Below are 22,919 nucleotides of genomic sequence, written 5' to 3' on the forward strand. Positions count from 1 at the left end.
AATCGCACCGTCGTCACGAAAGAGGTCGAGCATGGCGCTGGTTCACCCCGCCTACGCGCAGTTGCGCCAGGTCACCGCGAATGCGGCGGTGGTACTGGCCGAGAACCCGTCGGTGATGTCCCTCGAGGGCACCAACACCTGGATCCTGCGGGCACCGGGCAGCGACGAATGCGTCGTGGTGGACCCGGGTCCGCTCGACGAAGCGCATCTCGCCCGCATCGCCCAGGTCCCGGTCGCGTTGACCCTGATCAGTCACCGGCACTACGACCACACCGAAGGTGCCGGCCGGTTCGCGGAACTGACCGGCAATCCGGTCTGCGCCGTCGACTCGGCGCACCGGCACGGCGGCGGTCGCGGACTCGAGGACGGCGAGGTCATCGAGGCCGCCGGGTTGCGGATCCGGGTTCTCGCGACCCCCGGTCACACCGCGGACTCGTTGTCCTTCGTGCTCGAGGACGACCGCAGCGTCCTCACCGCCGACACCATCCTCGGTCGCGGCACCACGGTCCTCGACGACGCCGACGGCGACCTCGGCGACTACCTCGGTTCGCTGCGGCGCCTGCTCGATCTGGGATCCGGCTACACGATGCTGCCCGGTCACGGCCCCGACCATCCGGACCTCGAGCCGATCGCCCGCGCCTATCTCGCACATCGTGAGGAACGACTCCAACAGGTCCGCACCGCGCTGCGCGTACTGGGCGACGGCGCGACCCCGCGCAGCGTCGTCGAACACGTCTACGCCGACGTCGACCGGTCGCTGTGGGATGCCGCCGAGAAATCGGTCAACGTGCAACTGGAATACCTGCGTAGTTTCGCCTGAGCAGGCCGGGGTCCGGTGGAGTTCCGGGCCCGGAGAACGACGAAGGCCGGGCCGTCGGCGACGACCCGGCCTTTGCGGTAGGTTCTAGCGAGCGCGGCGAGCGAGACGCTCGGAGTCCGAGATCAGCACGGACTTGCCCTCGAGACGCAGCCATCCGCGGTGCGCGAAGTCGGCGAGCGCCTTGTTCACGGTCTCGCGAGATGCACCGACGAGCTGTGCGATCTCTTCCTGCGTGAGGTCGTGGGTGACGCGCAGGGCACCGGCCTCCTGGGTGCCGAACCGCTGCGCGAGCTGCAGCAGCGCCTTGGCTACACGACCCGGAACGTCCGTGAAGATCAGGTCGGCGAGGTTGTTGTTGGTGCGGCGCAGCCGGCGGGCGAGCACGCGCAGCAGCTGCTCGGCGATCTCGGGACGCTGATCGATCCACGCCTTGAGTGCGTCGCGGTCCATGCTCACCGCGCGCACCTCGGTGACGGTGGTCGCGGTGGAGGTGCGGGGACCCGGGTCGAAGATCGACAGCTCACCGAACATGTCCGACGGGCCCATGATCGTGAGGAGGTTCTCGCGGCCGTCCGGCGAGCGCCGGCCGATCTTCACCTTGCCGGAGACGATGATGTACAGGCGGTCGCCGGGTTCACCTTCGTTGAAGATGACATGTCCGCGGGGAAAGTCGACAGGCTGAAGTTCCTTGATCAGCGCCGCTACCGCGGATGGCTCGACTCCTTGGAAGATGCCTGCCCTGGTCAGGACGTCGTCCACGTGCACTCCTTTTGGGAAATCTCATCGTCGTGTGCAGGTTCTGCACGTCTACGGGCATCCCGGACAGGTCACCTGCGAGGCGTACGGTTCCAAAGTCTACTGTGCTCGCGGTGCGCGCGAGTGACTGACACCACGAACTGGTCGTCGGGTGTCTGGCGTGCGGTACTGGATGCTACCGGCCGGTCACGTCGTCAGCTCGCCTGCCGGGCGTCCTCGTCCAGCGGAGAATCCTCCACCACGTGCGCGGCTTCGCTGTTCCGACGCCGGCGGTGCAGCCGGGCGAGAGCGTGAGGGAAACCCTCCCTGGCCAGGGTCGCGACGTCGTCGTGGCCGGCCCGGTTGAGGAAGTCCTCGACCTCCTGCTCACGGACCGACAGACGACTCAAGCGCGACTCGACCCGCTCCATGGCCAGTGCAAACAGCATCAAGAGCACCGGGAAGAGCACGACGGCAAGAGCTTGCATACCGGGAAGTAAACACGGGAAAGGTCTCAGAAGCGACACGGTCCGGGAGTGGTGTCCGTCCGTTTACGTACAGTGGTCCAGGTGCAAGCGACCCCGTCCGAGAGCCCCGAGGCGAGGCGTTCTCGCGCGTCCGGAAGTGCCCGCAAGCCGGAATCGCGCCTCGCGCTGGTGCGGCGGGCCCGCCGCATGAATCGGCAGCTCGCGGAGGCGTTCCCGCACGTGTACTGCGAACTGGACTTCACCACCCCCCTCGAACTGGCGGTCGCGACGATCCTGTCGGCGCAGTGCACCGATGTGCGGGTCAACCAGGTCACCCCGGCGCTGTTCGCCCGGTATCCGGACGCCCGCGCCTACGCCGAAGCCGAACGCACCGAACTCGAGGAGTACATCCGGTCGACCGGGTTCTACCGCAACAAGGCGAACTCCCTGATCGGGCTCGGCCAGGCCCTGCTCGAGCGGTTCGACGGCGAGATACCCGGCCGCATGCAAGACCTGGTGACCCTGCCGGGTATCGGCCGCAAGACCGCCAACGTGATCCTCGGCAACGCCTTCGCGGTGCCGGGCATCACCGTCGACACCCACTTCGCTCGCCTGGTGAACCGCTGGAAGTGGACCGACGAAACCGACCCGGTGAAGGTCGAGCACGCCGTCGGTGCCCTCATCGAACGCAAGGAGTGGACCCTGCTGTCGCACCGGGTGATCTTCCACGGCCGACGGGTCTGCCACGCGCGCAAGCCCGCCTGCGGCGTATGCGTGCTCGCGAAGGACTGCCCGTCCTACGGGATCGGCCCCACCGACCCGGCGACCGCCGCCGCGCTCGTGAAGGGCCCCGAGACGGAACATCTGCTCGAACTGGCCGGGCGGTGACCCTGGAATGAGATCGTCCAGTGCGGGGCGGTGGAGCCTCGCTGTCCTCGTCGTCGTCGTCGCCCTCATCGTGGCGATCTGGCCCCGCGACGCCGAAGCCCCGGATTCGGGCGGTTCCGGACGACCCACCGGCACCGCCGCACCCGTCGACCGGCGGGCACAGGACGATGCGCAGGCGCTGGCACCGTTGCGCGCCGAGGCGAACCTGCAGCCGTGCCCGGCGCCGACCGGCACCGAACCGGCGGGACCGCTCACGGGAATGACGTTCGAATGCGTGGGTGACGGCAGTTCGGTGGATTTGGCGGCCGCCCTGGCCGGCCGTCCCGCAATCCTCAATCTCTGGGCGTGGTGGTGCGGGCCGTGCGCCGAAGAACTGCCCGTGCTGCAGGAGTACGCGCGCCGCGCCGGCGACCGCGTCGCACTCGTCACCGTCCACACCGACCCGAACGAATCCAACGCGCTGTCCCGCCTCGTCGAATACGGGGTGCAGATCCCCGGGGTGCAGGACGGCTCGGCCCGCGTGCAGGCCGCGGTGGAGGCGCCGCCGGTGCTGCCGGTGACGGTGCTGGTCCGGCCGGACGGGTCGATCGCGAAGGTGCTTCCGCAGCCGTTCCGCAGCGTCGAGGAGATCGCTGCCGCCGTCGAGACCCACCTGGGGGTGAGCATATGACCCCGTACTGGCTCCGGCGTGTGGCCAGCCTCGTCCCGGGCGACCCGCACGGTGTCAATCCGATCCTGGACCGGCGGCCCCCGCGGGGCAGCAGCGTGCGCCCCGCCTCGGTCCTCGTGCTGTTCGGTGGCTCCGCCGTCCCGGACCCGCTCGCGCGCGGCGGACTGCCCGCCGACGCCGACGTGTTGCTCACCCAGCGCGCACCGACGCTGCGGCAGCACAGCGGTCAGGTCGCGTTCCCGGGCGGCGCCGCCGATCCCGAGGACGACGGGCCGGTCCGCACCGCCCTGCGCGAGGCACAGGAGGAAACAGGGCTCGAACCGGCCGGCGTGCAACCGCTGACCGTGCTGCCGGAGATCTTCATCCCCCCGTCCGGGTTCGATGTCACCCCGGTGGTCGCGTACTGGGAACGACCCAGCCCGATCGGCGTCGTCGATCCGGGTGAGGCGGCGCGCGTCGTGCGGGTCCCGCTGCGCGACCTGCTGAACCCGGACAATCGCTTCCAGGTCCGTCACTCGCGCGGCTACCAGGGCCCGGCCTTCCAGGTCGACGGCATGCTGGTGTGGGGTTTCACCGCCGGTGTGCTCGCCGGTCTGTTCGCGGTGTCGGGCTGGGAAATCGAGTGGGATCACCGGGACGTGCGCGACTTCGACGTCGCGCTCGCCGAGCTGGAGACAGGAGTCGTCGAACCGTGACCGGATCCGGGTGGATCGACCTGATCATCGTGCTGGTGGTCGTCGTCGCGGTGTCGTCGGGATTGCGCCAGGGCGCGGTCGCGTCGGCACTGGCGTTCTTCGGGGTGGTGCTCGGCGCGGTCGCCGGCATCCTCATCGCCCCGCACGTGCTGGTGCACGTCGACGAGGGCAACACGCGGCTGCTCGCCGGGGTCGCGCTCATCGTGGTGCTGGTCATCGTCGGTGAGGTCGCCGGGATGGTGCTCGGCCGGGCCGCCCGCAGCAGCATGCACAGTCCCGTTGCCCGCAGCGTGGACAGTGTGGTCGGGGCGGTCCTGCAGGCCGGTGCGGTGCTCGTCGCCGCGTGGCTGCTGGCGATTCCGCTGACCGCGTCCACCCAGACCCAGTTGTCCGCCGCGGTCCGCGGTTCCCACGTTCTCGGCGCGGTCGACGAGATCGCACCGGACTGGATGCGCACCATCCCACGCGAGTTCTCGGCGTTGCTGGACACCTCGGGTCTGCCCGAGGTGATCGGGCCGTTCGGCCGCACCCCCATCACCGAGGTCGAGCCGCCCGACGGGACGCTGCTCGCCAGCCCGGTTCCGGTCGCCCTGCAGTCGAGTGTACTGCGGATCAACGGCATCGCCCCGAGCTGCCAGAAGGCGCTCGAGGGTTCCGGATTCGTGGTCGCTCCCGAACGTGTCATGACCAACGCACACGTCGTCGCGGGAACGACGGCGGTGACGGTGGAGACCGCGGAGGGACCGCTCGACGCGGAGGTCGTGCTGTTCGATCCCGCGGTCGACGTCGCGATCCTCGCGGTCCCCGGCCTGTCCTCCGAGCCGCTGCTCTTCGCGGACGGCACCGCCGAGTCCGGCACCAGCGCGATCGTCCTCGGGTATCCCGGGGGCGGGCCGTACACGGCGAGCGCGGCGCGGGTGCGCGAGTCGCTGCAATTGCAGGGACCCGACATCTACCGCGCCGGCACCGTCGAGCGTGAGGTGTACACGGTCCGCGGTTCGATCCGGCAGGGAAACTCCGGTGGACCGCTCGTGGACGAGGAGGGTCGGGTCCTCGGCGTCGTGTTCGGTGCCGCCGTCGACGACACGGACACCGGATTCGCGCTCACGGCCGACGAGGTGAGCCGTCAGCTCGCGATGGCCGGATCGTCGGTCATCGCGGTCGAGACCGGCGCCTGCATCGTCTGATTCTCGGAGCGCGGCCGGCTCAGAGCGCGGCGGCGAAGTCGAGCAGCATGCCGGTGACGGCCTCGGGCCGCTCCTGGTGCGGGTAGTGGCCGGCGCCGTCGACGAACTTCAGGACGCGGTCGGGCGCGTAGCGAGAGCATCGGCGCACCGTGGAGGCCATCACGTACGGGTCCAGCATGCCGTGCAGCTGCAGAACCGGCAGGGTCAGCGGAACATCCATCGCCTTGATGAACCGGCGGCCGTCCGGGCGCCACTGGCTGCGGAACGCCCAGCGCTGGTATTCGAGGGTCGAGTGGGCGACGCCGGGGATGCGGATCGCCGAGCGGAGTTTCTGCGCGACCTCCGCGAACTCGGGGGAGTTCGGCCAGTCGGGTCCCGAACGGGCCCGAAGGAGGTGTTCGATCTCGGCTCCGCCGTCGCGGACGAGCAGCTTCTCGGGCCGCCACGGAATCTGGTAGTCCAGGAACGTCGGCAGTAGCGCCTTCCGCTGGGCCCGATCGTGCAGGGTGGCGTCGCGCAGGGAGATCGGATGCGGCGAATCGACGACGGCGATCGCCCGGACCGAGCCCGGATGCAGGATCGCGGTGGCCCAGCACACCAGGCCGCCGTCGGCATGACCGACGAGCACCGCGTCGGTGTAACCGAGTGCGCGGACGAGACCTGCGATGTCCGCGGACAGGGTCCAGCCGTCGTAGCCCCGGGGCGGTTTGTCGGTGTCGCCGTAGCCGCGCAGGTCCACCGCGACGGCCCGGAAACCGACCTCGGCGAACGCGGTCAGCTGGTGCCGCCACGTCCACCACAGGTCGGCGAAGCCGTGCAGGAACACGACCAGCGGGGCGTCGGGATCGGTGGGACCGATTTCGGCGGCATGCAGACGGATACCGTTCGCATGGATGTCACGATGCGTCCACGGTCCGGGATACCGGACCGTGGACGGATCGGGGAGAGACACGGTGTCGAGCACGGTCGCGGGTCAGCGCGCGTGCCGGGGGCTGACGCCGGGGACGGGCTCCTCGTGCAGCGGCAGGACGGACTTCGCCTGCTTGAGCGAGTCGATCGTCTTGTTCGGCGCGCGCAGCTTGCGTACCCGCAGATAACCGATCAGGGCGAAGATCGCCGTGACCACCACCATGATCAGGAAGACGATGAGGAACGCCAGCCACCGGGCGACCCACACGTCGAGCAGTTCGGCCAGGAAGAAAAAGAAGAAGAACGAGCTGAAGATCAGCACCGCGAGCGCGAGGATGAAGAACAGGCTGCCCTGCAGGCCCTTCTTGACCTCGCCGGTGACCTCGGCCTTGGCGAGCTCGACCTCGGCGCGGAACAGCGTCGACACCTGCGCGGTCGCGTCACGGACCAGGTCGCCGATGCTCGCGTCCTTGGGGGTCGGGGCGTGCACTTCGGTCAGCGGGATGGACGAGATACTGGTCGGTGCGCCGTCGCCTGGCTTCCGATTCCCGTTCGTGACGCTCACTTGTCGACCCCTCCAATTGTCTCGTCCGGTTGACGGTGGGCTCGCCCACGCCGTAACAGTAGCGTCGAACCCAGCAGCGACGCGATCAATGAGGTGACGAGAACCGCGGCCTTCGCGATGTCCGCCTGATCCCCGTCCCCGAGCGCAAGGTCCGCGACGAGCAGGCTCACGGTGAATCCGATCGCGCCGAGCACCGCGAGGGCGAGCAGATCCCCCCATTGCAGTCCGGTCGGTCGCGTCGCGATCCCGAGTCGGATCGCGACCCACGACGTGCCGAAGATGCCGACGATCTTGCCGACGATCAGACCCAGCACGATCGACAGGCCCACCGGCGTCGTGAACACCGCCCCGAGTGCCTCCGTGCCCAGCGGCACCCCGGACGCGAACAGCGCGAACAGCGGCACACACAGGCCGGCCGACCACGGCTGGATGCGATGTGACAGCCGCTCGGCGGGTGCCGCCGACTCACCCGGATCGGTGTGTACCCGAGTGAGCACCCCGAGGAGCACCCCGGCGATCGTCGCGTGGATCCCGGACTGGTGCACGGCGAACCAGGTCAGCGCGGCCAGCGGCACATACAGGAGCGGGGTGGTCACGCGCCGGTGCTGGGCGAACCAGTACAGGACGGCACAGGCTGTGGTCGCGGCGAGCCACAGCAGCGAGATCGTCGATGTGAACAGGATCGCGATCAGTCCGATTCCGATGAGGTCGTCGACGACGGCGAGGCTGAGCAGGAACACCCGGGCGGTGGTGGGGATGCGGGATCCGGTCAGCGCGAGCACCCCCAGCGCGAACGCGATGTCGGTGGCCACAGGGATCGCCCAGGCCCGTTCGAGGCCGGGGGTTCCCCACCCGATCGTCGCGGCGATGGCGGCCGGGAACAGGACGCCGCCGACCGCGGCGAGGACCGGCAGCAGCGCCTTCTTCCGGTCGGCCAGTTCTCCGACGACGAGTTCGCGTTTGAGTTCGAGGCCGGCGATGAAGAAGAACACCGCGAGCAGGCCGTCCTGGGCCCAGGTGCCGACGGTGAGGTTCAGGTGAAGGGAGGCGGGGCCGACGGTGAAGTCCCGCAACGCCTCGTAGGCCGGTGAGAAGGGCGAGTTCGCCCAGACGACCGCGATCGCGGCGGCAACCAGGAGGATCGAACCACCGACGGTTTCGGTGCGGAGGTATCTGGTGAGCTCGGTGCTCCACGGCGCGGAGCCGGGCGTCTGGGACACGGGTGACCTTTCGTTCGGAAATCGGTACGGCTGCAGAATCGCCGACCAGACTTCCCGGCACACCTGCCGCCGATCCTAGCGGTGCCGGGTGGCTCGGGCATTGCGGCTCGATCGCCATTCATGCACTCGGCCCCCGATCCGACAGGACCGGGGGCCGAGTGCGTGGACGGGAGTTACCCGATCCGTTGCCCGCAGTTGGAGCAGAAGTTCTCGCTGTCGCGGCGTTCGGTTCCACAGGAGGGGCAGAACCGGCCGCCCTGCGTCGCCGGCGCGGGAGTCGCGGGCGGGACGTCGTATCCCGGGGCGCCTTGCTGAGGCTGAGGTGCGTAGCCGCCGGGCCCGGCAGGCGGAGCGAATCCCGCGGGCGGCGCCCCGAAACCTCCGGGCCCGCCCTGCTGCGGTCCCATCCCGGCCGGGCCGGGCGGAACCGGACCGCCGGGGACGCCATGGAACCCGGCCGCGACCGGGACCGGAGTACGGCGGCGACTGCGCAGGATCAGGAACCCACCGAGGGCGGCGATCACCAGGACCGCGACCGCGACGCCGCCGAGGATCAACGGCAGCGACGACGACGAGGCCGGGGATGCCGACACGTCGCCGTGCTGGTCGCGCAGGCGGACGGCGTCGGACTTGAGCCCGGAGATGCCGGGGTACTCCGGGGACATGGCCAGCACCGACTCGAAGCCCTCGATGGCCTCGGAGTAGCGCCCGTCGTAGTAGGCGGCGAGGGCGTCGCGATAGCGCTCGTCGGCGGCGCCCAGCTGAGCGGTGATGCCGCGGGCGGCGAGCAGTTCCTCGAGTCCGCTCGACGGTGCGATGAAGTTGAACGCCTGGCTTTCACCGGACGGGCCGAAGCTGTTCACGCCGATGACACGACCTTCGAGGTCGACGGTGGGTCCGCCGCTCATGCCGCCGGACAGGGCGGCGTCGGTTTCGTAGAACGGGACCGTGCCGGAGGTCTTCTTCGCGCTGACCTTGCCGCTCTTGTTCGTCGGTTCGAGACTCGGGTCGGTGACCTGTTCGGTGCTGCCCGGGAAGCCGACGGACAGGACGGGTGTTCCGATCGCGACATCGTCGTCGGTGGCGAGCAGCGCGGAGGGCAGGTCGTCGCGCTGCACCTTGAGTAGCGCCACGTCGCCCTGCTCGAGCGGGCGATATTCGATGACGCTGGCGGGCAAGCGTGTTCCCGAGGTGCCTTCGCCGAACAGTACCGCCATTTCGAGTGCCGGGTCGGATCCGCCCTTCTCGCCCTCGACGGTGAAGCTGCCGTCGACGAACGCGGCGAGCTCCTCGGGAGTCCAGTCCGTGTTCGCGGCGTAGATATCGCCGAAGGCGGCGTCGAGGATCATGGTGCGGAGGTCGTCCACGCAGTGCCCGGCCGTCGCGACCCACCCGTCGGGGTTCACGACGAAGCCCGTGCAGGTCCAGCTGGCCTCGTAGGGCGCGGTGTCGAACAGTTCGCCGTCGGGCATGCGCACCCATCCGGTCGCCGTGCCCTCGAGGTACACGGTGGCGGGCCGGATCAGGGCCGCTGCGCGTTGCTCCGGGTTGGCCGCGGGGCGAGTGTCCGGGGTGTCCTGTGCGAGTGCGGCGCCCGGGAATGCACTGAACAGGCCGAGCGCGAGTACTGAGCACGCGGCGAGCCGGCGTGAGAAGCGGTGTCCTGATCCGGACATGGGTCCTCCGAAGAGACAGTGATGGTGCGACATAGTTTGCAACTGCCCCACAACATTGTGAGCATTGGTAACTATTGCGGGACAACGGCGTTCGATTGCCGGCACAGCGTATGCCCACCGAGGGAATGGGCGAAACCGGCAAATCGAAGAGTGGTTCAGATTCTAAACCGGAATTGAAGAAGTCTGTGACAAGTCATCGGTAACGCTGGGAAAAATGAGTACAAATACGTAGACGCGGCCCGCCCCCGGAAGGGGCGGGCCGCGTCGTGGACAGGTGCTGCCGCGGCTACCGCAGACCGCGGATGGCGTCGAAGACGGCCGGGTCGACGAGGGTCGAGGTGTCGCCGAGTTCGCGACCTTCCGCGACGTCGCGCAGCAGGCGGCGCATGATCTTGCCGGACCGGGTCTTCGGCAGTTCCGGCACGACGGAGATCTGCCGCGGCTTGGCGATCGGGGAGATCTCCACCGCGACGTGATCGCGCAGGTCCTTCACGAGCTGATCGCCGGTGTTCTCCACGTTCTCGCGCAGGATGACGAACGCGACGATGCCCTGGCCGGTGGTGTCGTCGGCGGCGCCGACGACCGCGGCCTCGGCGACCGCCGGGTGGGAGACGAGAGCGGACTCGACTTCCGAGGTGGAGATGCGGTGGCCCGAGACGTTCATGACGTCGTCGACGCGGCCGAGCACCCACAGCGCGCCGTCCTCGTCGTACTTGGCGCCGTCACCGGCGAAGTACCAGCCCTGCTCGGCGTAGCGGGACCAGTAGGTCTCGCGGTAGCGGTCCATGTCGCCCCAGATGCCGCGCAGCATCGCCGGCCACGGCTGATCGAGCACCAGATAACCGTTGCCGCCGTGACCGAGCTCGTGGGCCTCGTCGTCGACGATCTTCGCCGAGATACCCGGCAGCGGTGCCATCGCCGAACCCGGCTTGGTGGCGGTCACCCCGGGCAGCGGGGAGATCATGATCGCGCCGGTCTCGGTCTGCCACCAGGTGTCGACGATCGGGGCGGAGTTCGCGCCGATGACCTCGCGGTACCAGCGCCACGCCTCCGGGTTGATCGGCTCACCCACGCTGCCGAGCAGCCGGATCGAGGACAGGTCGTGGGCGTCGGGGATCGCGCGACCCCACTTCATGAACGTGCGGATCAGCGTCGGGGCGGTGTAGTAGATCGACACCCCGTACTTCTCGATGATCTCGAAGTGCCGGTGCTCGTTCGGCGAATTGGGGGTGCCCTCGTAGACGACCTGCGTAACGCCGTTGGACAGCGGCCCGTACACGATGTAGGTGTGGCCGGTGACCCAGCCGATGTCGGCGGTGCACCAGTACACGTCCCGGCCGGGCTTGTGGTCGAAGACGTTGTGATGGGTGTAGGAGGCCTGGGTGAGGTAGCCACCGGAGGTGTGGATGATGCCCTTCGGCTTTCCGGTGGTGCCGGAGGTGTAGAGGATGAACAGCGGGTGCTCGGCGTCGAACGGGACCGGGGTGTGCTGATCGGAGGCCTTCTCGACGGTCTCGTGCCACCACAGGTCCCGGCCTTCGGTCCACTCGACGTCGATGCCGGTGCGTTTGACGACGAGCACGTGCTCGACCGACTCCGCACCGGTGACCGCTTCGTCGGCAGCGGCCTTGAGCGGGGCGGGAGCACCGCGACGCCACTGGCCGTCGACGGTGACCAGCAGCTTGGCCTGCGCGTCGTCGATGCGCGAGCGCAGCGCGTGCGAGGAGAAGCCGCCGAAGACCACCGAATGCGTCAGACCGAGGCGGGCGCAGGCGAGCATCGCGACGATCGCCTCGGGGATCATCGGCATGTAGATCGCCACGCGGTCGCCGGCGACCAGGCCGAGTTCGGTGAAGGTGTTGGCGGCCTTGGACACCTCGGCGAGCAGATCGTGGTAGGTCAGCGAGCGGGTATCGCCCGGTTCGCCTTCGAAGTGGATGGCGACGCGGTCGCCGTTGCCGGCCAGCACATGGCGGTCGACGCAGTTGTAGGCGACGTTGAGCTCTCCACCGACGAACCACTTCGCGACCGGGGCGTCGGACCAGTCCAGCACCTCGCTCCACGGGCTCGCCCAGTCGAGGCGTCGGGCCTGGGTGTCCCAGAACGCGAGGCGGTCGGCGTCGGCGGCGGCCTGCAGTTCGGGACCGGCGTTGGCGGTCGCGGTGAATGCCGCGCTCGGCGGGTACACCTGCTGTTCGTGGTCCTGGGCTGCACTGGTCATGATGCCGGGGCCTCTTTCCGGGGGTGTGCGAAACGAATCGGGCTCAAGTGAGCGTAGTCACCTGTGACGGGGATCGCACCGTTGCATGGACTTGCAACCTGGTCACTTGCGCCGATCGGTCGGTGTCGCGCGACGGATGGTCGGCTGTGTCGACGAACGGACCGCCGGCCGGGATTCGGTGCCGGAGCGGTAGCGTCGTCAGACGTGACCGACCCGCTGCAGCCCCTGCTCGACCTGCCCGGCGTGCGCGACGCCGCCGACCGGGCGCGTGACGCGCTCGCCGAGGTCCACCGGCACAAGACCAACCGGCGGGGATGGCCGAACACCGCTGCGGAGGCTTCGGTGCGTGCAGCGCGGGCGTCGGCGGCGATCGACGGCGGCTCGATGGACCTGCCGGCGCCGGGGGAGGCCGGCGACCCGATCCTTGCCGGCGCGCTGCGGGTCGCGCAGGCACTCGACGGCGACAGTCTCGGCATCCTGGTCGCGACGTGGAGGAGGGCGCCCCTGCAGGCGCTCGCGCGGCTGCATCTGCTCGCTGCCGCCGACCTGGTCGACGATCCGGAATCGCTGGGCCGTCCTCGCACCGATCCCGGTATCGGGGAACGCCTCGACGCCCTCGCCCAGTTGGTGACCGGGGGAACCCGCGTGCCCGCGCCCGTCCTCGCTGCCGTCGTGCACGGTGAGCTGTGCGCGCTGCGCCCGTTCGGTGTCGCCGACGGTGTGATCGCGCGCGCCGCCTCCCGGCTCGTCTGTGTCTCCACCGGTCTCGACGCCCACAACCTCGGGGTCCCCGAGGTGACCTGGATGCGCCGCGTCCCGGCCTACCGCGACGGCGTCACCGCTTTCGGCAGCGGCACCGTGGAGGGCGTGGGCGACTGGCTGCTGTTCTGCTGCGCTGCACTCGAGTCCGGGGCCCGCGAAGCGACCTCCATCGCCGACGCTTTCGCCGGCTGAACCTCACACCCGGGGCTCGGGGAGGCTCCGGACGGCAGCAGGATCCCGACCGCGTGGTCGCGACCCGTTCAGGGCCGGGGCGGCGCGGCGTCGGCAGCGTAGACGGTGATCCAGTGCGGATTGAGCCGGTAGTAGACCACGTCCTTGTCCCAGTCGAAGAAGTCCTCGCCGTAGAACGACTTGAAGTAGGCGAGCAGTTCGGGCCAGTCGGCAGCCGGTTCGGCATCCAGGGGGTTGAGAATCTCCACCGTGCCGTGGGTGAAGACGCCCAGCTCCTCGCCACGGAGATGCGCGACGCTGGCGGCCGGTCGCGCAGCGAGGTGGCGGGCCTTGGCGGCGCCCCGCGCGGTGCCGAAGTGCCATTTGCCGTGAAGGAAGTGCCCGTCGACGCCGCTGATCCGGGGCTCGCCGCCGGCTGTCACACTCGACAGGGCGAGTGTGCACATGCCGGTGAGGACCTCGGTGAGTTGTTCGGCGGACAGGGTGCTCTCGTCGGTGATGATCGACCGCAGGTGCGCGGTGGACCGGGCCAGTGAGGAGTCGAGGAGAGTCTGGAGTTCTGCGAGTTCTTCCGGTGTTTCCTGCATGGGGCCCCTTGTTCGTGATCGGTCGCTGTCGTGCTGCGGGACCGATGCTCGCATCGGGACCCTGACACCCTGTGTCAGGGATATTCGGTCGTGCTGTCCGCCTGGGCGGACGTCACTCGCAGGGTTCGGAAGTTGCTGCCGCAGTGACACGTTGCTTCCGCCGTGAGGCTCATCGCGTGGGGCTCTGCACACGAAGCGGGTGGCGTCACCGACTTGCATCGGTGTCGCCACCCGCTAGCACGGACGGTCCGTGTTACACATGCGTGCTGGAATGGGTTGTGTGTCAACGACCTCGGCGATGACTCGGGCTTCGTGAGTTCGCCCTCGCAACGGGTGCGAGGATGTTCGCTCGCGATGGCCCGGATCTCGCAGGCCCACAACGCTTTCGCCCTTATAGTGGCATCGGCTCCGCGTGGGTACTCGGTGTCCGTGCTGGGAAGTCGGTACGGGAGATCGAACCTTCTCTTCTGATTCGCTCTTGGCCTTCCGGCTTCCGTAACACCATTTCTACCCCCTGTTGCCGGGGTCGGCAAGCCCCATTTTCGGTCGATTCTCGCCGTCGCCCGACCGTGCTCTCAGCGGCGCCGACGCAGCACGGAGTACGTGGCGGCGCCGGCGACCAGGGCGGTGGCGGACGCGATCACGCCGATCGCGAGCAGCCCGCGACCGCGGCCGGTCAGCCGCCGCAGCAGCGGCACGGGCTTGACGAAAGTTAATATGGGCCAACCATTTTCGACGGCAGCGCGCCGCAACGCCCGGTCGGGGTTGACGGCGCGTGCGTATCCGACGGCCTGCAGCATCGGGATGTCCGTCGATGAATCCGAGTATGCATAGCTGCGCGCCAGGTCGTAGCCGTATCGCTCGGCGAGTTCCTTCATCGCCAGCACCTTCTCCTCGCCGAAGCAGTAGAACTCGAGCTCCCCGGCGTAACGACCGTCGACGATGCGCATCCGGCTCGCAGTGCTGTGTGATGCCCCCAGTGCGGCGGCGATCGGCGCCACGACCTCCTCCCCGGACGCGGAGATCACCACCACGTCGTGGCCGCGCAGTTTGTGGTCGGCGATGAGGTCCGCGGCCTCCTGGAACACCAGAGGGTCGACGATCTCGTGCAGCGTTTCGGCGACGATCGACTTGATCTGCTCGACATCCCAGCCCTCGCACATCGCCGCGATGTACGCGCGCATCCGTTGCGCCTGATCGTGGTCGGCGCCGGACAACAGGTACAGGAACTGGGCGTAGGTGTTCTCGATCACCGTGCGGCGGTTCAGCAACCCCTGATCGAAGAACGGACGGCTGAAGGCGAGGACGCTGGACTTCGCGATGACGGTCTTGTCCAGGTCGAAGAACGCGGCGATGCGACCCGCCTCGGTGGGCCGTGGTGTCTCGTCGGTCACCGCACCACAATAGGCCTCCGGCCCGTGTTTCGGCCGGTCCGCCGCACGGCCGATGTGACTAATGCTTCAACTTGCAAACAGTCGACGGGGCCGGTGTAGTATCGGGACCACCTGGGCGCAAACCAGGCTGTGTTCAGCCCGACCCCCCGGGGCTGAACACGACGGCCCTCGCCTCCTCCCCCCTGGCGAGGGTCGTCCCGTATCCGAACGCGGTCCGCGGAGGCGTTCACGGCCGCGGAAGTTGTCCACAGGCGCCTGGTTCATCCACAGATTCGCCGCCCTGGCAGAAATCGACTTCCCCGTTTCGGTGTCCCTGCGCACGCTGTGCGTATGAACGACGAGCGCATCCCGCGAATCCTCGCGCTGATCTCCGACAGCACGCTGCTGGCCAGTCTTCGCCGTGTCGCCGCAGCATCCGACCGCGACCTCGACGACGCGCCCGTACCCCCGACGCGGCGCAGCTGGGACGACGCCGGGCTCGTCGTCGTCGACCACGCCACCGCAACGGCCCTGGAGGCGTTTCCCCGCCGTCGCGGCGTCGTTCTCGTCTGCTCGGGTGCCGCGGGATTGCCGGACTGGCAGGCCGCCGCGTCGGTCGGGGCGGAACACGTGATCGCGCTTCCGGACGACGAGGTCGAACTGCTCGCGATCCTGGGTGCCGCCGCCGAACCCGACACCGGCGAGGGCCGTGTCGTCACCGTCGTCGGTGGGTGCGGAGGTGCCGGCGCCTCGACGTTCGCGGCAGCGCTCGCCTGGACCGCCGCGGACCGCGACGACCCGAACGTCCTGCTTGTCGACGGCGACCCCTACGGCGCCGGCCTCGACGTGCTCACGGGGCTCGAAGATCGGCCCGGGGTGCGATGGCCGGGACTCGCCGTCGAGGGCGGCCGGGTGTCCGCGCGTGCCCTGCGCGACGCCGTCCCGGACTGGGCGCCCGGACTCGGCCTGCTGTCCACCGACCGCGCGGCGCCCGGTGAACCACCGCCGGTCGCGGTCACCGCCGTGCTCGACGCGGCGCGCCGATCGGGGACCGTGGTCGTGTGCGACGTCTCGCGCAGCGTCGGCCCGGCCGCCGAGACGATGATCGCCACCGCCGACCTTGCAGTCGTGGTCACCCAGGCACGGGTGGGTGGCGCGCTCGCGGCGGCGCGGACCGCCGAATGGGTGAGTGCACGAAACCCGAATGTGGGTCTCGTGGTCCGCGGACCCGCGCCCGGCGGGTTGCGGGGCGCGGACGTCGCCGCCGTCGTCGGGATCCCCTTGCTCGCCGCGATGCGGGCCCAGCCCGGTCTCGCCGAGGCCCTCGAACACGGCGGGCTGCGGGTCCGGCGCCGTTCGCCGCTCACCGCCGCGGCCGATGCGGTCCTCGCCGTCGTAGGTCTCGACCGGGCGTCCCCGAGGTGGGCGGCATGAGCACCGTGCTGACCACCGATCTGCTCGACCGCGTGCGCGAACGGCTCGCCGGTGACCGCGCGGAACCGACCCCCGCGCGGGTCGCGGCCGCGTTGCGCGCCGAATCGGGCGGCGTGCTCGGCGACTCCGACCTGCTCACAGCCCTGCGGCACCTGCAGACCGAGCTCACCGGCGCCGGACCGCTCGAAGCGCTGCTCGCCGAACCGGCCGTGACGGATGTGCTCGTGACCGCCCCTGATCGCGTCTGGGTCGATCGAGGTGCGGGGCTGCAACTCGCATCCGTCACGTTCCCGGACGAGGCGTCGGTGCGGCGGCTCGCCCAGCGCCTGGCCCTGTTCGCGGGGCGGCGGCTCGACGACGCCCAGCCGTGGGTGGACGGCCGGTTGCCCGGGCACGGCGAGTTCGGAGTGCGTCTGCACGCGGTGCTCGCGCCCGTCGCGCAGGGCGGGACGTGTCTGTCTCTACGCATCCTGCGGCCCGCCACACAAGGGCTCGACGCCCTGCTCGCCGGCGGGGGCGTGCACCCGGACGCGTACCGGCTGCTGCGCCGTATCGTCACGGCGCGGCTGGCGTTCCTCGTCGTCGGCGGCACCGGCGCTGGCAAGACAACGCTGCTCGCGGCGATGCTCGGCGCCGTCGACCCCGCCGAACGGATCGTGTGTGTCGAGGACGCCGCGGAACTCGCACCGACGCACCCGCATGTGGTTCGGCTCGTCGCCCGGCCCCCGAACGTCGAGGGTGTCGGTGAAGTCACCGTCCGAGACCTCGTCCGGCAGGCCCTGCGTATGCGGCCCGACCGGATCGTCGTCGGGGAGGTGCGGGGCGGCGAGGTCGTCGACCTGCTGACCGCTCTCAACACCGGGCACGACGGCGGCGCCGGCACGGTTCACGCGAACTCGCCGGACGAGGTTCCGGCCCGGCTCGAGGCCCTCGCCGCGCTCGGCGGACTCGACCGTGCCGCGCTGCACAGCCAGCTGGCGGCAGCGGTGCAGGTGATTCTGCATGTGGATCGCGCGCCGGACGGCACCCGCCGTCTCGTCGAGATCGGGGTCGTCGAACGCGACCCGGTGGCGGGAGTCGTCGTCGTACCGGCGTGGACGGTCGCGCACGGACCGGATGCGGGGACCTCGCAGCTCGACCGCATCTTCCGGCGGCGGGACAGCAGATGACCGTCACCGCGTTGTGCCTGGCCGTCGCAGCGCTGGTCGCGCCCGGCCCGGTCGCTCGACACCGGATCCGGTTTGCCACCGACACCGAACCCGCACCCGCACGGACGGTCCGATCACCCCTGGTGATCGGCGCAGGTGTCGCGGTCGCGGCAGCACTGGTCGTCGGCGTCGCGGTCGCGTTGGCCACCTCGATCGTCGTCGCGACCGCGATGTGGCGGATGCGCAGCCGTCGTCGCACACGGGCGTCGGACACCGACCAGCGGATGCTGCTCGGCGCCCTCGAAACCATCATCGCCGAACTGCGGGTAGGTAACCACCCGGCCGAGGCGTGCGCCGTCGCCGCGCAGGAAACCGGGGGTCCGGCCGCCGACGCGTTCCGGGTCGCCGCCGCCCGCGCCCGCCTCGGCGGATCGGCGGCGGACGGACTGCGCGGGGCTGCAGCCGATCCGCTCGGCACACATCTGGAGCGCGTTGCCGCGGCCTGGGCGGTCTCCGACCGGCACGGACTAGCACTAGCCGAACTGCTCTCGGCGACGCGCACCGACCTGCTCGGGCGGATCCGGTTGCGGGCACGCACCGAGGCGGGGCTGGCCGGCGCCCGCGCGACCGCGACCGTCCTCGCCGGACTGCCCGCGCTGGGTGTCGCGCTCGGGCAGGCGATGGGGGCCGCACCGATCGCGGTGCTGTCCGGCGGTGGATTCGGTGGCGCACTGCTCGTGCTGGGGACCGGTCTGGCCTGTGCGGGGCTCCTGTGGACCGACCGCATCTCGGCGCGGGTCGCGTCGTGATCACCGTCGGGGCGCTGTTCCTGACCGCGGCGGTCCTGGTCCTGCCGGACGTCGGTCGCAGCCGCCTGCGCCGGGTCGCGCCGGGGACCGGCGTCGATGCCGCGACTACCGTTGCCGCGGAACAGGATCCACATGCCGTACCGGCGTCCTTCGACCTGCTCGCAGCGTGCCTGCGCGCAGGTCTGCCCACCGCCACTGCGGCCCGCGCGGTCGCGGAGTCGGCGCCGCCGGTCCTGGCCGATGCGCTGCGACGTGGTGCCGACCGGCTGCAGCTCGGCGCCGACCCCGCCGAGGCGTGGCGGGCGCTCGGCGACGACGACCTACTCGAAGCGTTTTCGCGGGCCGCGCGGCGGTCCGCGAAATCCGGCGCTCCGCTGTCGGGCATCGTCGCCGAATTGGCCGAGCGCCGCCGTGCCGAGGTGGAGGACCAGGCGGCCGCCGCGATCGAGCGTGCCGGAGTTCTCGTCAGCGGTCCGCTCGGCCTGTGTTTCCTACCTGCATTCGTCTGCCTGGGCATCGTCCCGGTGGTGATCGGGCTGGCTGGGGAGGTCCTCTCCGGGGGGCTGTTGTAAGACGTCGGTGCGGACGGTCCGCGCCGTGAAGAGGGGAGAAGTCATGTTCACCAATGGAATTCGGATCGCCCGGAATCGGCTGACGGGGGCAGTGGCCGGTGAGGACGGCATGTCGACCGCCGAGTATGCGATCGGCACGATCGCGGCCGCGGCGTTCGGCGCCGTCCTCTACACGGTCGTCACCGGCGACAACATCGTCTCCGCGCTCACCGGCATCGTCGAGCGCGCTCTGAACACCGCGGTGTGACCGGGTCGGGGGAACAGGGCGGGGTCACCGTCGAAGCCGCGATCACCCTCGCGGCCCTGGTGTCGGTACTGGTGCTGTGTCTCGGTGCGGTGCTGTGTGTTTCGCACCAGTTCCGCTGCCAGGACGCGGCGCGGGAGGCGGCCCGGCTGGCAGCGCGCGGTGACGAGGCCCGGGCGGTCGAGACGGCCGCCCGGGTCGCGCCGCCGGACGCGCACATCACGCTGCGCGACGACGAGGACCTCGTCGTGGCGGTCGTCTCGGCCCCGGGTCCGCTGCTGCCGCTGGTGACGTTGACCGCCGAGGCGGTCGCGGTCCGGGAACCGGAACCGCGGCCGTGAGCGCACTGCGTGAGGAACGGGGGAGCGCGACGATCGTCGGGTGTTTCCTCATGGCGGCGCTCGTCGTTGTGACCGCGACGCTGGTGCACGTCGGATCGGCTGTGGCGTCGCGGCATCGTGCGCAGGCGGCCGCCGATCTCGCGGCACTCGCCGTCGCGGTCGCGCTCGACCGGGGCAGCGAACAGGCCTGCGGGCAGGCCGAGCGGATCGCCACGCGCATGCGTGTCCGGGTGCGGGCGTGCACGGTCGACGGGTGGGACGCGATCGTCGAGGTCGCCGCGGAGGTGACGACGGCGCTGCCGGGTGCCGGGGAGGCGGTGGCGATCGCGCGGGCGGGGCCGGCCGGTTAGGCCTTGGCGAGAGCGGTGAGCACAGCCCCGAGCAGCGCGATCGCCCCGGCCTTGTCGAGCGGATCGTTGCCGTTGCCGCACTTGGGGGAGTAGACGCATGACGGACACCCGGTGGCGCACTCGCAGGCGAGAACCGCGTCGCGAGTGGCGGTGAGCCATTCGACGATCCGTGTGTGCCCGCGTTCGGCGAATCCGGCGCCGCCGGGGTGCCCGTCGTACACGAACACGGTCGGCAGCCCGGTGTCGGCGTGCAGTGCGGTGGACACCCCGCCGATGTCCCCGCGGTCGCACGTTGCGACGAGCGGCAGCAGCCCGATGGCCGCATGCTCGGCGGCGTGCAGCGCGCCGGGGATGCGTTCGGCTCCGATCCCGGCGTGCGCGAGCAGTTCGGGCGGGACGGTGTACATCACCGCGCGGGTCGGGAGGGTTTGCGCCGGCATGTCCAGGGGGATCTGGTCGAGGACTTCACCGGAGGGCAGGCGCCGCAGATAGCCGATCACCTGGTGTGTCACCTCGACTCGCGCGAACGCGACGGTGACCGCACCCGCGGTGCGCTGTTCGTCGACGGAGGTGATGGTGATGTCGGTCAGTTCCCGTGCGGACGTTGTCCATTCGGGGTCCTCGGCGTGCACGAGTGCGATGCCGTCGTCGAGGTACAGCTCGTCGACGACGAACGACTCGCCCTGGTGCAGGTGCACCGCGCCCGGATACACGGTCGCGGGTGCGCGGCCCGCGTCGACGGTGCCGAGCATCCGGCCGGTGTCGGCCTCGACGATCGCGATCTGGCTGCCGATGCCGCCGCGGATGTCGATGCCGGCGTGCGGGGCGGTGCCGGGCGTGACGAACCATCCGTGCGGGCGTCGGCGGATCAGACCCTGCGCGGCGAGGTCGGCGAGCACGTCGGCCGCGCCGAACTCGGCGACCTCGGCGTCGGTGAGTGGCGCCTCCAGCGCCGCGCACAGCAGTTGCGGACCCAATACGTACGGGTTCGACGGGTCGGTGACGGTCGCTTCGACCGGTGTGCCGAGCAGCGCCTGCGGGTGATGCACGAGATAGGTGTCGAGCGGATCGTCGCGGGCGACGAGCACCACCAGCGACCCGGCGCCGCGCCGTCCGGCGCGACCACCCTGCTGCCGGAACGACGCGACCGTCCCGGGGAAACCGGCAACGACGACCGCATCGAGCCCGGCGATGTCGACCCCGAGCTCGAGCGCGTTGGTGGTCGCGACGCCGAGCAGGCGACCGTCGGCGAGGGCCGCCTCGAGGTCACGTCGGTCCTCGGCCAGGTATCCGGCGCGGTACGCGGCGACCCGGTCGACCAGGTCCGGCGCGGATGCAGCGAGCAGTCGGCGCGCGGTGATCGCGGTCGTTTCGGCGCCGTGCCGCGACCGCACGAACGCGAGCGTGCGGGCTCCTTCGACGACGAGATCGGCGAGGAGACGAGCGGCTTCGCTGCCGGCGGCCCGGCGCACGGGGGTCCCGTTCTCCCCGGTGATCTCGGTGAGCAGTGGCGGTTCCCACAGGGCAACGGTGCGTGGACCGGACGGTGAACAGTCCTCGGTGACCTCCCGGCACGGCGCGCCGATCAGGCGGGATGCGGCCGCGCCCGGCTCCGCTGTGGTGGCCGACGCCAGCACGAACACGGGATCGGCGCCGTAGTGCGCCGCGATCCGCCGCAGCCGGCGCAGAATCAGTGCGACGTGGGAACCGAACACGCCGCGATAGGCGTGGCACTCGTCGACGACGACGTACCGCAGCCGTGCGAAGAACCGGCTCCACCGGTTGTGGCCGGGCAGCAGACCGAGATGCAGCATGTCCGGGTTGGTGAAGATCCAGCGTGCATGGGCGCGGGCCCACTGCCGCAGTTCGGGGGAGGTGTCGCCGTCGTAGGCGCACGGGTGCACGCTCGAGAGGGCCGGATCGGCGCAGGTCAACTCGGTGACCGCGCGTAACTGGTCGGCGCCGAGCGCTTTCGTCGGCGACAGGTACAGAGCCGTCGCCTGGGGGTCTTCGCTCAGGGTGGTCAACACCGGCAATTGGTAGGTGAGGGACTTGCCCGACGCGGTTCCGGTGGACAACACGACGTGGCTGCCCTCGGCGGCGAGGGTGGCTGCGCGGATCTGGTGTCTCCAGGGCCGGTCGATTCCGCATTCGCGCATCACGCGGACCACGGGTTCGGCGACCCAGTCCGGCCATTCGGTGTGGACCGCCGTGCGGGCGGGAAGCTGCGCGGTGTGGGTGAGCGGGTGCTCGGCCGCGGGGGTGCCCTCGAGGATCCGGTCCAGCAGCTCGTCACCGAAACTTGCGGTCGCGGCGCCGGACGAACGGCGGTGCGGCGGGGTGGTCACGGTGTGCTCCGAGGGTCGGGTGGGGCGATATTCCAGCGTAGGCCACCGGGGGCCGGGCCGGATCGGGGTGGTGGCGTCGTGCCCGGCGGTAGTATCGACCTCACAAGTAGCCGCCGGTATTTCGCGTGTGGGCTGTAACAAGATCGGAAATTGGGGCGATTTGTACGCCCTCCCACTGTTGTGCGCGCCGGGTTCGTGGTTGACTGACACCGGTCGCAGCTTCTGTGTTCGTTGACTTGAGAAAGTGCACGCTCGCAGGATCGAGGTTGCGAGCGCGGTGCTTTGCTCTTCCACTGGGGGGATCAAGAAGTACAGCGGTCGGAACCGGCCCGGTGGCCCGCGCACCCGGCGGCCCACCGAATCCGGTGTTAGAAAGAGAAGGAAAAGCATGGCACAGGGCACTGTGAAGTGGTTCAACGCGGAAAAGGGCTTCGGCTTCATCGCTCCCGAGGACGGCTCCGCCGACGTGTTCGTCCACTACTCCGAGATCCAGGGCTCCGGCTTCCGCACCCTGGAGGAGAACCAGCGCGTCGAGTTCGAGGTGGGTCAGGGCACCAAGGGCCCGCAGGCCACCGGCGTGCGCGCTCTCTGATAGTTCGCATCGCGAACGATCGGGTGGATCTCGGTCCCTCGCGGATCGAAGCCTGAATTCGTCCCCTGTCACCGTCGGTGATGGGGGACGATCCATTTCTGTGCACGGCCCGAC

Annotated in this window: 24 protein-coding genes; 14 read left to right on the plus strand and 10 right to left on the minus strand. The window is 70.1% G+C overall.

Features of this window, described 5'->3' with window-relative positions:
* Positions 1-31: 31 nt before the first annotated feature.
* Positions 32-820, plus strand: coding sequence for an MBL fold metallo-hydrolase (locus RZ1_RS16680; protein ID WP_072813596.1), 789 nt, complete (start codon positions 32-34; stop codon positions 818-820).
* Between the two features lie 84 nt (positions 821-904).
* Here RZ1_RS16680 and RZ1_RS16685 read toward each other — a convergent pair whose 3' ends face one another.
* Positions 905-1,579, minus strand: a complete 675-nt coding sequence (locus RZ1_RS16685; protein ID WP_072813598.1) for a Crp/Fnr family transcriptional regulator — start codon at positions 1,577-1,579, stop codon at positions 905-907.
* A gap of 191 nt (positions 1,580-1,770) precedes the next feature.
* On the minus strand, positions 1,771-2,043 hold the full coding sequence (locus RZ1_RS16690; protein WP_072813599.1) for a hypothetical protein: 273 nt from the start codon (positions 2,041-2,043) through the stop codon (positions 1,771-1,773).
* A gap of 81 nt (positions 2,044-2,124) precedes the next feature.
* On the opposite strand from RZ1_RS16690, the gene nth reads away from it, so the two are divergent.
* From nth to RZ1_RS16710, 4 genes are read left to right on the plus strand one after another with little or no spacing between them, the layout of a single operon-like run.
* Entirely contained in the window at positions 2,125-2,910 is a 786-nt protein-coding gene (gene nth / locus RZ1_RS16695) for an endonuclease III (RefSeq protein WP_372481618.1), read from the plus strand.
* Between the two features lie 7 nt (positions 2,911-2,917).
* The gene (locus tag RZ1_RS16700; RefSeq protein WP_072813603.1) at positions 2,918-3,580 is read left to right on the plus strand and encodes a TlpA family protein disulfide reductase; all 663 of its coding nucleotides are present in this window, start codon (positions 2,918-2,920) and stop codon (positions 3,578-3,580) included.
* A complete protein-coding gene (locus RZ1_RS16705; RefSeq protein ID WP_072813605.1) occupies positions 3,577-4,275 on the plus strand; it encodes an NUDIX hydrolase in 699 nt (232 codons plus the stop codon). Before RZ1_RS16700 ends, RZ1_RS16705 begins: the two co-directional genes overlap by 4 nt.
* Positions 4,272-5,462, plus strand: a complete 1,191-nt coding sequence (locus RZ1_RS16710; protein ID WP_072813606.1) for a MarP family serine protease — start codon at positions 4,272-4,274, stop codon at positions 5,460-5,462. Before RZ1_RS16705 ends, RZ1_RS16710 begins: the two co-directional genes overlap by 4 nt.
* A 19-nt stretch (positions 5,463-5,481) precedes the next feature.
* Here the strand turns inward: RZ1_RS16710 and RZ1_RS16715 are convergent, their stop codons facing one another.
* The 5 genes from RZ1_RS16715 to acs all read right to left on the minus strand — a co-directional run bounded on the left by RZ1_RS16715 (position 5,482) and on the right by acs (position 12,053).
* On the minus strand, positions 5,482-6,414 hold the full coding sequence (locus RZ1_RS16715; RefSeq protein ID WP_072813657.1) for an alpha/beta fold hydrolase: 933 nt from the start codon (positions 6,412-6,414) through the stop codon (positions 5,482-5,484).
* Positions 6,415-6,435: 21 nt separating this feature from the next.
* Positions 6,436-6,936: a phage holin family protein gene (locus RZ1_RS16720; RefSeq protein WP_072813608.1), complete on the minus strand. Its 501-nt coding sequence runs from the start codon at positions 6,934-6,936 to the stop codon at positions 6,436-6,438.
* Positions 6,933-8,156, minus strand: a complete 1,224-nt coding sequence (gene nhaA / locus RZ1_RS16725; RefSeq protein ID WP_072813610.1) for a Na+/H+ antiporter NhaA — start codon at positions 8,154-8,156, stop codon at positions 6,933-6,935. Before nhaA ends, RZ1_RS16720 begins: the two co-directional genes overlap by 4 nt.
* Before the next feature lie 173 nt (positions 8,157-8,329).
* Complete coding sequence (locus RZ1_RS16730; RefSeq protein ID WP_169917985.1) at positions 8,330-9,832, minus strand: trypsin-like peptidase domain-containing protein; 1,503 nt, start codon at positions 9,830-9,832, stop codon at positions 8,330-8,332.
* A 286-nt stretch (positions 9,833-10,118) separates the two neighbouring features.
* Positions 10,119-12,053 carry an acetate--CoA ligase gene (gene acs / locus RZ1_RS16735; protein WP_072813614.1) on the minus strand — a complete coding sequence of 645 codons (1,935 nt, stop codon included), beginning with the start codon at positions 12,051-12,053 and terminating at the stop codon, positions 10,119-10,121.
* A gap of 204 nt (positions 12,054-12,257) precedes the next feature.
* On the opposite strand from acs, the gene RZ1_RS16740 reads away from it, so the two are divergent.
* Positions 12,258-13,007 (plus strand): Fic family protein, encoded by a 750-nt coding sequence (locus tag RZ1_RS16740; protein WP_072813616.1) that lies wholly within the window; start codon positions 12,258-12,260, stop codon positions 13,005-13,007.
* Between the two features lie 68 nt (positions 13,008-13,075).
* On the opposite strand, the gene RZ1_RS16745 is transcribed toward RZ1_RS16740, so the two are convergent.
* A complete protein-coding gene (locus RZ1_RS16745) occupies positions 13,076-13,594 on the minus strand; it encodes a pyridoxamine 5'-phosphate oxidase family protein (RefSeq protein ID WP_072813618.1) in 519 nt (172 codons plus the stop codon).
* Between the two features lie 575 nt (positions 13,595-14,169).
* Positions 14,170-14,988: an HAD family hydrolase gene (locus RZ1_RS16750; protein WP_072813620.1), complete on the minus strand. Its 819-nt coding sequence runs from the start codon at positions 14,986-14,988 to the stop codon at positions 14,170-14,172.
* 330 nt (positions 14,989-15,318) lie between these two features.
* Here RZ1_RS16750 and ssd point away from each other — a divergent pair, with 330 nt between their 5' ends.
* Genes ssd through RZ1_RS16785 form a run of 7 tightly spaced genes read left to right on the plus strand, consistent with a single transcriptional unit; the run spans position 15,319 to position 19,865 of the window.
* Positions 15,319-16,401, plus strand: coding sequence for a septum site-determining protein Ssd (ssd, locus tag RZ1_RS16755; protein ID WP_072813660.1), 1,083 nt, complete (start codon positions 15,319-15,321; stop codon positions 16,399-16,401).
* The gene (locus RZ1_RS16760) at positions 16,398-17,570 is read left to right on the plus strand and encodes a TadA family conjugal transfer-associated ATPase (protein WP_072813659.1); all 1,173 of its coding nucleotides are present in this window, start codon (positions 16,398-16,400) and stop codon (positions 17,568-17,570) included. Before ssd ends, RZ1_RS16760 begins: the two co-directional genes overlap by 4 nt.
* Positions 17,567-18,358 (plus strand): type II secretion system F family protein, encoded by a 792-nt coding sequence (locus RZ1_RS16765; protein WP_072813622.1) that lies wholly within the window; start codon positions 17,567-17,569, stop codon positions 18,356-18,358. Before RZ1_RS16760 ends, RZ1_RS16765 begins: the two co-directional genes overlap by 4 nt.
* Entirely contained in the window at positions 18,322-18,930 is a 609-nt protein-coding gene (locus RZ1_RS16770; protein ID WP_072813624.1) for a type II secretion system F family protein, read from the plus strand. Before RZ1_RS16765 ends, RZ1_RS16770 begins: the two co-directional genes overlap by 37 nt.
* A 43-nt stretch (positions 18,931-18,973) precedes the next feature.
* Positions 18,974-19,177 (plus strand): DUF4244 domain-containing protein, encoded by a 204-nt coding sequence (locus tag RZ1_RS16775; protein WP_072813626.1) that lies wholly within the window; start codon positions 18,974-18,976, stop codon positions 19,175-19,177.
* Positions 19,174-19,515: a TadE family type IV pilus minor pilin gene (locus RZ1_RS16780; protein ID WP_072813627.1), complete on the plus strand. Its 342-nt coding sequence runs from the start codon at positions 19,174-19,176 to the stop codon at positions 19,513-19,515. Before RZ1_RS16775 ends, RZ1_RS16780 begins: the two co-directional genes overlap by 4 nt.
* Entirely contained in the window at positions 19,512-19,865 is a 354-nt protein-coding gene (locus RZ1_RS16785) for an Rv3654c family TadE-like protein (RefSeq protein ID WP_072813629.1), read from the plus strand. Before RZ1_RS16780 ends, RZ1_RS16785 begins: the two co-directional genes overlap by 4 nt.
* On the opposite strand, the gene sftH is transcribed toward RZ1_RS16785, so the two are convergent.
* On the minus strand, positions 19,862-22,213 hold the full coding sequence (gene sftH, locus RZ1_RS16790) for a DEAD/DEAH box helicase (protein WP_072813630.1): 2,352 nt from the start codon (positions 22,211-22,213) through the stop codon (positions 19,862-19,864). The two genes, RZ1_RS16785 and sftH, sit on opposite strands and share 4 nt — an antisense overlap.
* A 388-nt stretch (positions 22,214-22,601) precedes the next feature.
* On the opposite strand from sftH, the gene RZ1_RS16795 reads away from it, so the two are divergent.
* Positions 22,602-22,805, plus strand: coding sequence for a cold-shock protein (locus RZ1_RS16795; protein WP_003935252.1), 204 nt, complete (start codon positions 22,602-22,604; stop codon positions 22,803-22,805).
* Positions 22,806-22,919 lie beyond the last annotated feature (114 nt).

This window comes from Rhodococcus zopfii NBRC 100606 = JCM 9919, from assembly GCF_001895025.1.
Lineage (GTDB): Bacteria > Actinomycetota > Actinomycetes > Mycobacteriales > Mycobacteriaceae > Rhodococcus > Rhodococcus zopfii.